This window comes from Haladaptatus sp. ZSTT2 (assembly GCF_037081775.1).
Classification (GTDB): Archaea; Halobacteriota; Halobacteria; order Halobacteriales; family Halococcaceae; genus QDMS2.
The window spans coordinates 2,727,676-2,737,173 of the sequence record NZ_JBAMHQ010000001.1 but is presented as its reverse complement, the minus strand read 5'-3'; the positions used below and the strand labels follow the sequence as shown (position 1 = coordinate 2,737,173).

The following is a 9,498-nucleotide window of genomic DNA, read 5'->3' as shown; positions in this document are numbered from 1 at the left end:
AAGCCAAAGGAGGGATTTGAACCCTCGACCTAATCCTTACGAAGGATTCGCTCTGCCAGCTGAGCTACTTTGGCGCGCTCTATGCATCTTAATGTGGACGGATAACCGCAATAAGGGTTGCGAATCGGACTGCCCGAGCGCACCGTTCTCACGCCTTCGTCAGGCGAACGTCGAGGCAGACGTTCACCTCGTGGGGGGCGTACGACCGGACGGTGTGGCGGGTTTCGACCGTCACGTTGTAGGCAGGCTCAGCGGCTGCACGAATGGCGGCTTCGCCGGGGCTGTAGGGGTCGTCCTCAGACTGGAAATCGTAGTAGTGGAGCACGCACTCGTCACCCGCGAGGGCCACAGCCGTCTCGAGAAATTCGTTCGCAGTGTGGGGAAGGTTCATCACGATTCGGTCTGCCCACCCGGTGTACTCGGTCGCCACCTCGCGGACGTCGCCGTGGATGGCGGTCACGCGGTCTGCCACGTCGTTCCGGCGGGCGTTTTCTTCCATGTACTGCACCGCGACTTCGTTCAGGTCGGTTCCGATGACAGTGGCCCCGCGCTTTGCGAACGGAATCGCGAACGGGCCAACACCTGCGAACATGTCGAACACCTGCTCGTCCGCGGTCGCCTGCTCAGTCACGCGGTGGCGTTCGGTTGCGAGTCGCGGCGAGAAATACACCGTTGCGAGGTCTAAGCGAAAATCACAGCCGTACTCGCGGTGGACGGTTTCTGTGCTGTCTCCGACGAGGATATCCCAGTCGCGCACTCGCAACTCGCCTTGCACCTTCGAGGCGCGGTTTATCACCGTATCGAGCGGTAAATCCGACTGCGCGATTGCGTCTGCAATCTCCTGTGCGCGGGCGTCATCGTCTTCGTCGATGATGGCAATCTGGCCGATGCGCTCGTAGGCAGGCTCGAAGCCGAGGATGTCCGCTGGCATCGTGAGCGTGTCGCGCGTCGGGGCGTCGCGGGTGACGACTTCGTACCCGGAGACGGCTTCGGTGACGGGAATGTAGAGCACGCCGTCTGCGACCGTAATCTCGTACTCGTCGTCTATCACACCCTGTCCGGCGAGTTGCTGTCGGGTCTTCTCACCCTCGGTCACCGGCACCCGGACGCACGTAACCTCCATGGATATTCGTCTTCACCCGGGAGCAGGCGTAAGGTCTTCGGTCGTCGTGGGCCGGTCGGCCAGCACGAGTGCGGTTCGCTTAACTCGGCGCGTGGCTGAGAGGGCGTATGCTCACGTTCATCGGCCTCGGCCTCTACGACGAACGCTCTATCACCGTCGAAGGGCAGGAAGCCCTCCGCGAGACCGACCGCGTCTTTGCAGAGTTCTACACCAGCAAACTCGTCGGCACGACCATCGAAGCTGTAGAGGAGTACCACGACATCACCATCGAGGTGCGCGACCGCGAAGGCGTCGAACAACACCCAGAGCCCATCTTGGACGCCGCAGAAACCGAATCGGTCGCCTTCCTCACCGCCGGTGACACCATGATCTCGACGACGCACGTAGACCTCCGACTTCGGGCGGCAGAACGCGGCATCGAAACCCGCATCATCCACGGAACGACCGCAGAAGCCGCGGCCAGTTCGCTCACTGGCCTTCAGAACTACCGCTTCGGGAAGGCGACCACGCTGCCGTTTCCCTACACCGAGTCAATGGGTGTCCCTCAGAGCGTCATCGACACCATCGAAGCCAACCGCGAACGCGGCCATCACACCCTCTGTTACCTCGACATTAAAGCCGAGCGCGGCGATTACATGACCGCGGACGTGGCCGCTTCGCTCTTAGCTGAAGATTGGGATGCAGACATGCTCGCCGTCGTGGTCGCTCGGGCGGGCAGCCCAGAACCCATCGTCGCCGCAGACCGGCTTGGCGCACTCGCTACGCGAGATTTCGGCGACCCACTCCACTTACTCGTCATTCCCGGCGACCTCCACCACATGGAAGGCGAGGCGCTCGCTGAGCTGGCTGGCGCACCTCGGGATGCTGTCGACGAACTGAGTCCGAACTAATCCACTTACCGCGCTCGGCCGTCACCGTCAGCGCGCATCGGTGCGTCCATATCGAACGCGTTTTGGAGGTCGTACTCAGTACCCGTGACGAGAAAGAGCAGGTCTTCGATGATGACGAGCACGCCCGGTAACTCGCGGACGACGAACCACGTGATGAACACGAGGGCGACGACCGCAAGGCTCTGGCTGATGATGCGGTCTGCGATGATGTAGGACACTCTGTAGGGGTCGTCGAGAGCGAACACTGACATTACGAGGTCGGGCGCGATGTGGAACTTCTGCAGACCAAATCCAAGCCCGATGAAGATGTTTCTGATGAGATTCAGCCCGTAAATCACCGGCAGCGACACGGCAAGCGCCCGAAGTTTGTTGCGAAGCGGGGCGCGGACGGCGCCAATCAATCCGACGAAGATGGCCATGCTCCCGATTCCCGTACACGCGATGAGGATGGTGTACGTGAGCGCGTGGTTCGGGTCGTTCTCTGCAGTGAAGTAAAACGTTGACCGAAAGTCGTGATGACCGAACTCGGCTCCCGAAACCACGGTCGGATCCACGCCGAGCAGTTGCATGAGGAACTCCGTTTGGCTCGCTACCAGTTCGATGAGCACCTTCTGGAGTGGGATGATCGCCTCGAACGGCATGAACACAACGCCCATCAGCGCCACTGCTCGCGTCAGGACAAACAGCGAATCTCTGCCGTTCCAGATGAGGTAGGCGACGTAGAGGCTTAGCGGGACTGCCGCTGCACTTCCAACGCCCTCGATGATACTCTTTGCAACGAAGGCGAAGTGATAGACGAGCGAGAGCCAGAAGGCAGCAAACAGTACCCACGCGACGACCGTGACCGGACGGGCGAGGTCGCGGTCGCGCAGTTCGATGAGTGCGCCCGCAGAAAAGGTGCCGATGACCAGCCACGCTAGGGGGTCAGAAAACTGCGTCAACCACGCCAGCGTCGCCAGTAGCTCTCCGAGCATTTTCAGGTATGCTGAGTAAGCGAATCTGAACTAAATGCTTTGTCCTTGGCCGTGTTTGTGCCCGCCATTTGCACCTACACAACGCAGTAGAGAGCTGTCGCTCAGTGACGTGAGCGCGAAAGAAATGTGAAAGTTAGAAACGGGAGTGAATCCCGGTGTTACGCTTAGTTGCTGCGGCGCACTGCGAGGAGTGCGGCTGCAATGAGCGCGATGACTGCTGCAAGAGCGCCGAAGCCTGGACCTTCTTCTTCAGTGGTCGTTGGCTCGGACGTCGTGCTGTCAGTCGTGGTGCTGGTGGTTGCGGCGGTCGTGGTGGTACCGGACGTCGTGGTCGTTGCCGTACCAGTCGTCGTGGTGCCACCGGTGCCGATCGTGATCTGAGCGGAGTCAGTCACTGCGTTACCGTCTTCACCAGTGTACGGACCGTCGTCAGCGCCTTCGGACGTGACGAAGTCGTACTCTTCGTTGCCGTTCGAGTCCATGTGAGGCATCGCGATGAGCTCCTGGTCCTCTTCGAGGGTGGAGTCAAGGGAAACCTCAACATCCTCGTGCGTACCTGCGTCGAGGTACTCGGAGGTGCCGACAACGCTACCGGCTGCGTCGCCGTCGAGGAGCGTTGCGTCGTGAATCGTCACGAAGCCGCCCTCGGAGAGCGTGACCGAGGAGACAACAACGGACGAGCCGTCGGTTTCCTGGTCGTCGAACGTAACTTCTGCGGATGCGCCTTCGCCGACAACGCCGTCGACGGATTCGAGTTCCGTGCCACCCTTGCGGATGGAGGCGTCGAATTCGGCGCCGGCTGCGACATCAGACATGTCGAACTCAGCCGAGAAGGTGCCGTCCGTCTGAACTTCGACGGTGTCGGATTTCAGGAATGGCGAGTTACTGTTCGAAGAGCGGAGACGGACCGTCAGCTCGGTGCCAGGTGCGAGGTTGCTCGTACCCGTGACCGCTGCTGAGGAGCTCTTCGGAACAACGAGGTCGCCGTCCTGAAGGTTGTCGAATTCTGCTTCAGCGTCTTCGATGGAGAGATCCGTCGTGACGGTCTGCTCTTCTTCGTCATCGACGTATGGGTTGAACTCGCCGCCGAGTTCATCGTCGGAGATTTCGCTGTCTTCACCAACAACGCTGAAGGAGACTTCGTGTTCTTGGCCGTCTTCCATCGCGTCGATGGCGCCAGTGTCAATCACGACGAAGAACGTGTTGTTGTCTTCGTCAGTGTAGAGCTGACCTTCGGATGGACTGAGGGTCGCGAGGTCGTCCTGGTCGATGATGACTTCTTCCTGGTTCGCGTCAGGGTTGGTCTGCTCGAATTTGAGCTGGAGACCCTGGCCTGCGAGCGTGCTGAGGTCTTCGTCCTCAACGTAGCCGTAGAGACCGGATGCTTCGACCTGGACAACCAGGCGGTCGCCCTTCACGACGGTGTTGCTCTCGCTGACCTCACCGAGGAGGTCTTCGAGGTCGTCAGAGTTTGCTGCACCGTCTGGTGCAACCCACGTCTGGATACCGTCGGTGGAACGTTCGCGGAGTGCGAGCGTACCGACGTCCTTCTCGTCCTCGACATCGCCGTCTGCGTCGATGTCGCCGGAGGAGGCAACACGGAGGTCGTAGTCACCAGCTGCGAGCCGGTTGCTGAGGCTGGAGTCGATTTCGATGTCGTCGAAGTCGCTGGAGTCGTACCGGGTGACACCTTCGTCACCGAGCACGTCATCCCCAGCAACATCGTATGCGTCGTCAGAGGCACCTGCGCCCTGACCCGCGAGGAACGTGTTCATCTCGAGAACAACTTCGCCGTCTTCGTCGTCGTCGACGACGTGGACGCTCTCGAGGTAGTTCACGTCTTCGCCACCGATGAAGACCCACGCCTCGGTGGAGTCTTCCATGTTGATGGTGATCTCTGCGTTGTCACCAACTTCCTCAGTCGTTACCGACTGAGCGAAGGAGATGTCAGTGTCAAGTTCGTTGACAGTAACGGATGCAGAGTCGGATGCCGTGGTGTCGTTGACTTCGAAGTCGAACGTGTAGTCACCAACGGTGTCGAACTCGGAGAAGTTTGCGAAGATTTCGTCGTCGCCAGAGACCTGGAGCGTGACTTCATCGTCATCTTCGTTCTCGGAGACGAACGTGTTGTCGCCCTGGTTGAAGATTTCTTCGAGGTCTTCGCTGTCGAGGCCCTCTGCCGTGACGTCAAGCTGGAACGAGCCACGGTTGGACGTGACGTCGATCTGAGCCGTGCTTTCTTGGAGGACTTCCGTGTCGTCCTCGTCAGTTTCCGTCGTCAGGGTCTGAACTGCAACTTCCCACGATGCGGCGTCAACATTAGCGGTGTCACTACCGGTGACACCAGCCTGAAGCTGACCGTTCGAGTCGACTTCGTGGACAGTGTTACTGTCGCTGGTGATGACGTACTCACCGTCGAGGTTGTCGGTATCAATGAGAGCAGCCTGGTCTTCATCGAGCGTGAACTCGGTGACGAGACCGGCAACTTCACTGTCCGAATCAACTCTACGAATCTGGAGGGTTGTATCCTCAGAGAGTCCTAAGTCGCTACCACTTACGAATAACTCTTGGCCCTGCCAATACGTATTGGAAGACTCAAGAGTTTCATCGGCGTCGTCCTGGTTCACTGCGGCCGCGGAGCCCGCGAAGGCTACACTACCGGCGAACACGGACAGGACCATAAGTCCCGCCAGGAACAAACTCCGAATCTTTGTGTTTGTGTCTGTCATGGTTTATTTATGTGTTGTACACACCGGCAACAGCACTTTCGCGTCGGCCGAGTTTGGGAGTCGCATAACCCGAGAGAGCCCGGGTCCGGCGAGCGTTACTCCGTACTGTCACCATGGGTAGGGGTACAGTGCAAAAGATAGCCTCTCATTATAAATGCTTTGTGGTACTCTGCGAATTGTGATAACTCGTATCATCCAACGAGTCGCCCGTCAGACGGGGGTTTTCAGGACGCACTCATCTGCGTCTGACGAAAGTCAGACAATACGCCAAGTTAGTCACACAATCTGATTCCATTGGCTAAACAACACATTCTGAGTGCGTATAATTACGCGCGAGGGCGGGCGCAATCAAGATGCTAGTTGGCAATGGATTGTCGATTTTCAAAACACTCAGGGACATGCGACTACTTCGTCCCGAACGCTGACGTTCTGAAAAATAAGTTCATTCGGACTGTCTCAGCGATTGCACGGGAACTACGGGTTCAGAATCTCGACTTCGTGACCGCCTGCCGCGTGGGTGAACGCATACCGGTAGTCACAGCTCTCTGGGTCGCGGTACTCCTCTACGTCGCGCGTCACGAGCGTCTCCCAGTACGATTCTAAATCACTGGTTCGAACCGCGACGTGCCCCCACGCGTCGCCGAACTCGTAGGAACGCCCGTCGTAGTTGTAGGTGAGTTCGATGGACATTTCTTCGGCTGCTGCCCCACGTGGTTTCATGAAGTAGAGCGCGAAGCTGTCGTGCTCAGAGCGCCGGAACAGTTCGTAATCGAGTTTGTGCGTGTACCAGCCAATGGCCTTCTCGATGTCTTCGACGCGGAGCATCGTGTGGTCGAGCGACCAGCGCGCGCCGTGGTCGCGCTCGACGAGTTCGATTTCGTGGCCATCGGGGTCTTTGACGAAGGCGTACGAGCCGCCACAGGAGTCCGGGTCGCGGTAGTCCTCGACACCGGCGGCCATGAGTTCGTCGTAGGCGTCGTACACATCCTCAACGCGCACGGCGATGTGGCCCCACGCGTCACCGAACTCGTAGGTGCGGTCGTCGTGGTTGTAGGTGAGTTCGATGGTCGCGCCGTCTTCGTGCATGTCCTCGGGGCCGAGGTAGACGTTGGTGAAGGTGTCTGCCTCCCAGCGACCCTTCTCCTCGTAGTCGAAGTGGGTTTGGTACCAGTCGAGCGACTCGTCTAAATCTTCGACGCGCATCATCACGTGGTCGAGGGTTCCGTCCATGGTGCAGGATGCGGTCTGGCGACCAAAAAGCACACCGGCCACCTACTCGTCGTACCGGAAAATCCGTTTGAGTGCAGGGCCATAGCCCCACCACGCAACCGTCCAGAGGGCAATCATCCCGAGCGGGAACACGCGGGTGCCGAGTGAGGCGATGAGGCCAACCGTGAGATAAAACTGCGCGCCACCGGCGAACACGAGCAGCCCGCCGGTGAGTCGTTCGTCTTCGTGGCCGATGAATCCGGTTGCCGCACTCACGAGCGCGCCCACATAGAGGAGCGTACTCGCGGGCCACGCTTGGAGTGAGCGCGGCAGGCCAAATGTGAATCGCGTCACGTAGTCATAGAGATTCGTGAGATGGAATGGGTTGGTGTTCACGAGGCCAAACGAGAAGACGAACGTGAACTGGCCGTTTACGAGGATGATTGTCCACGGCAGCAAGCCAACGACCAGCAGTGTGAGAAGGCGACCGGCTGCGGTGCGAGTCGAAAATGCCTCGGATTCGACCATCTATTTGCGGGCGATGATGCGGAGAATGTCCTCGTCTTCGAGGACGTGGTCGAGACCGACTTGTTGGGCATCGTGTTTCGCGCTCGGGCCCGTCACGCGTGCGAAGCGGAATCGGTCGAGTAGATTCGCCCCGAGTTTCTTACAGGCGTCTTCGATGGTCTCGCCGCGCTTGATGATGAGCGGTTCCTCGAAGTCCGTCCCGCGACCGGGTTTGTCCATGTAGACGCGGATGAGCCCGAGTTTCTGCCAGATCGTCTCTTTGAGCACGTCGAGGCCCTTCTCTTCCTCGGCACTGATGAACACCACGTCTTCAGGGTCGAGGCCCTCTTCGCGGAGGTCGTCGTGGACGTTTTCTAAGTAGTCGTGGTCGATGAGGTCTGCCTTGTTGGCGATGACCATCGACGGGAGGTAGACACGATTTTTCATCAGGCCGTCGATGAGGCGGTCGACCGTGATGTTCTCGCGGATGACCACGTCAGCGTTCACGTAGCCTTTCTCCCGGAGAATCTCTTTGATGACCTCTTCTGAAAGGTCGAGGTCGACACTCGACGTGATGTTGATTCCTCCTTTCCCTTTCTTGGTGATTTTGATGGATGGAGGACCGGTATCGATTCGGACTTTGTTATTATACAGTTCCTCGCGCAGGCGCGAGTAGCGCTCGATTTCGAACACCGAGAGCATGAAGATGACGAGGTCTGCGGTTCGGACGACAGAGAGCACTTCTCGGCCCCCTCCACGGCCGCCCGCTGCGCCTTCGATGAGTCCCGGAACGTCCATCAGTTGGATGTTCGCACCGTTGTACTGCAACATCCCGGGATGGACGTTGATGGTCGTGAACTCGTAGGCTCCCACCTCACTTTCTGCGTTGGTGAGGGCGTTGAGGAGCGTGGATTTGCCAACGCTCGGGAAGCCAACGAGCGCGACGGTCGCGTCGCCGTGCTTCTCGACGGCATACCCATCGCCACCGCCCGCGGAGGCTTGCGACTCCAACTTCTCTTTTTTCTCCGCGAGCTTCGCCTTCAACCGTCCAATGTGCGCCTCTGTGGACTTGTTGTAGGGCGTGCTGGTTATCTCCTCGCGGATGGATTCAATCTCCTCTTCGAGCCCCATTACTTCAGTATCCGCGTCGCCCGTCGAAAAACCCTTTCCATTGCGCCGATAGATTCTGCGTCGCGTTCGTCCCGGAATCACGACCACAAACGGGCGATTCCGACATGCTTTTGCAGGGGTGTCGTGTGGCCCTACGTACCTGATGTCCGATGCCGAACGCTTCCGCGACAGCACCCAAATCGTGCTTCCCGCAGACGTGTACGCGACAGTGCGGGACGCACTCGACGCCGAGTTCATGCTGACGGCAACCGAGGAGCCGTCAGACTCGGTTCGACTCATCGGCAGTCCAATCGACATCAAAGCCGCGAGCGACTATCTCGCACGCCACGGCATCCCAGTGCGCTAAGGGCGCTGTCGCCAAAAGACAATTCTTAAAACCAACCGAGCGGTTGTGTCGGATATGGCTGGAACTATCGAAGCACTCGTACCCGGCGGTAAGGCCAACCCTGGCCCACCGCTCGGTCCCGAGCTCGGCCCCACCCCTGTTGACGTGCAGGCTGTTGTTTCCGAGATTAACGACCTGACCGCAGCGTTCGACGGCATGGAAGTGCCCGTCACTATCACGTACGACGACGATGGCTCGTTCGACATCGACGTCGGTGTACCACCAACGGCCGCCCTCATCAAAGACGAGGTCGGCTTCGAGACCGGCAGCGGCCGCCCACAGGCGGACTTCGTCGCTGACATCACGGTCGAACAGGTCAAGAAAATCGCGAAGCAGAAACAGACCGACCTCCTCTCGTACGACGTGAAGAACGCGGCGAAGGAAGTCGGTGGGACGTGTGCCTCCCTCGGCGTCACCATCGACGGTGAGGACGCTCGCACGTTCAAACAGCGCGTCGACTCGGGCAAATACGACGACATCCTCGTCGAATAACCTACACAACTGTTCTCACGGCCACGCGCCGTTCGACGCTTTTAAGTTCGTCTTAGGC

The 9,498-nt window shown here is 59.1% G+C and carries 9 protein-coding genes and 1 tRNA gene; 3 read left to right on the top strand and 7 right to left on the bottom strand.

The genetic code is table 11. The features are described 5' to 3' along the window. Nucleotide 1 precedes the first annotated feature (1 nt). Both V5N13_RS14945 and V5N13_RS14940 read right to left on the bottom strand, forming a co-directional pair. Nucleotides 2–74: transfer RNA gene (locus V5N13_RS14945), tRNA-Thr, on the bottom strand. Nucleotides 75–148: 74 nt separating this feature from the next. Beyond that, nucleotides 149–1,123 carry a class I SAM-dependent methyltransferase gene (locus V5N13_RS14940; protein WP_336361398.1) on the bottom strand — a complete coding sequence of 325 codons (975 nt, stop codon included), beginning with the start codon at nucleotides 1,121–1,123 and terminating at the stop codon, nucleotides 149–151. A gap of 107 nt (nucleotides 1,124–1,230) precedes the next feature. Between V5N13_RS14940 and dph5 the strand changes: the two genes are divergently transcribed. After that, nucleotides 1,231–2,013 (top strand): diphthine synthase, encoded by a 783-nt coding sequence (gene dph5 / locus V5N13_RS14935; protein ID WP_336361397.1) that lies wholly within the window; start codon nucleotides 1,231–1,233, stop codon nucleotides 2,011–2,013. A 5-nt stretch (nucleotides 2,014–2,018) separates the two neighbouring features. On the opposite strand, the gene artA is transcribed toward dph5, so the two are convergent. The 5 genes from artA to V5N13_RS14910 all read right to left on the bottom strand — a co-directional run bounded on the left by artA (nucleotide 2,019) and on the right by V5N13_RS14910 (nucleotide 8,563). After that, a complete protein-coding gene (gene artA / locus V5N13_RS14930; protein WP_332898725.1) occupies nucleotides 2,019–2,987 on the bottom strand; it encodes an archaeosortase A in 969 nt (322 codons plus the stop codon). A 164-nt stretch (nucleotides 2,988–3,151) separates the two neighbouring features. After that, entirely contained in the window at nucleotides 3,152–5,668 is a 2,517-nt protein-coding gene (locus V5N13_RS14925) for a DUF7282 domain-containing protein (RefSeq protein ID WP_442905083.1), read from the bottom strand. A 522-nt stretch (nucleotides 5,669–6,190) separates the two neighbouring features. Further along, nucleotides 6,191–6,946: a VOC family protein gene (locus V5N13_RS14920; protein WP_336361395.1), complete on the bottom strand. Its 756-nt coding sequence runs from the start codon at nucleotides 6,944–6,946 to the stop codon at nucleotides 6,191–6,193. 42 nt (nucleotides 6,947–6,988) lie between these two features. Further along, complete coding sequence (locus V5N13_RS14915; RefSeq protein WP_336361394.1) at nucleotides 6,989–7,453, bottom strand: TIGR04206 family protein; 465 nt, start codon at nucleotides 7,451–7,453, stop codon at nucleotides 6,989–6,991. Further along, nucleotides 7,454–8,563: an OBG GTPase family GTP-binding protein gene (locus V5N13_RS14910; protein ID WP_336361393.1), complete on the bottom strand. Its 1,110-nt coding sequence runs from the start codon at nucleotides 8,561–8,563 to the stop codon at nucleotides 7,454–7,456. Nucleotides 8,564–8,705: 142 nt separating this feature from the next. On the opposite strand from V5N13_RS14910, the gene V5N13_RS14905 reads away from it, so the two are divergent. After that, nucleotides 8,706–8,909, top strand: a complete 204-nt coding sequence (locus tag V5N13_RS14905) for a VNG_1110C family protein (RefSeq protein WP_336361392.1) — start codon at nucleotides 8,706–8,708, stop codon at nucleotides 8,907–8,909. A gap of 54 nt (nucleotides 8,910–8,963) precedes the next feature. Then, on the top strand, nucleotides 8,964–9,440 hold the full coding sequence (locus V5N13_RS14900) for a 50S ribosomal protein L11 (RefSeq protein ID WP_332898719.1): 477 nt from the start codon (nucleotides 8,964–8,966) through the stop codon (nucleotides 9,438–9,440). The last annotated feature ends 58 nt before the right edge of the window (nucleotides 9,441–9,498 follow it).

Bases quoted from the DNA above. Each gene is read 5' to 3' on its own strand.
- V5N13_RS14940 (WP_336361398.1), bottom strand. From the start codon at position 1,123: ATGGAGGTTACGTGCGTCCGGGTGCCGGTGACCGAGGGTGAGAAGACC.
- dph5 (WP_336361397.1), top strand. From the start codon at position 1,231: ATGCTCACGTTCATCGGCCTCGGCCTCTACGACGAACGCTCTATCACC.
- artA (WP_332898725.1), bottom strand. From the start codon at position 2,987: ATGCTCGGAGAGCTACTGGCGACGCTGGCGTGGTTGACGCAGTTTTCT.
- V5N13_RS14925 (WP_442905083.1), bottom strand. From the start codon at position 5,668: ATGGTCCTGTCCGTGTTCGCCGGTAGTGTAGCCTTCGCGGGCTCCGCG.
- V5N13_RS14920 (WP_336361395.1), bottom strand. From the start codon at position 6,946: ATGGACGGAACCCTCGACCACGTGATGATGCGCGTCGAAGATTTAGAC.
- V5N13_RS14915 (WP_336361394.1), bottom strand. From the start codon at position 7,453: ATGGTCGAATCCGAGGCATTTTCGACTCGCACCGCAGCCGGTCGCCTT.
- V5N13_RS14910 (WP_336361393.1), bottom strand. From the start codon at position 8,563: ATGGGGCTCGAAGAGGAGATTGAATCCATCCGCGAGGAGATAACCAGC.
- V5N13_RS14905 (WP_336361392.1), top strand. From the start codon at position 8,706: ATGTCCGATGCCGAACGCTTCCGCGACAGCACCCAAATCGTGCTTCCC.
- V5N13_RS14900 (WP_332898719.1), top strand. From the start codon at position 8,964: ATGGCTGGAACTATCGAAGCACTCGTACCCGGCGGTAAGGCCAACCCT.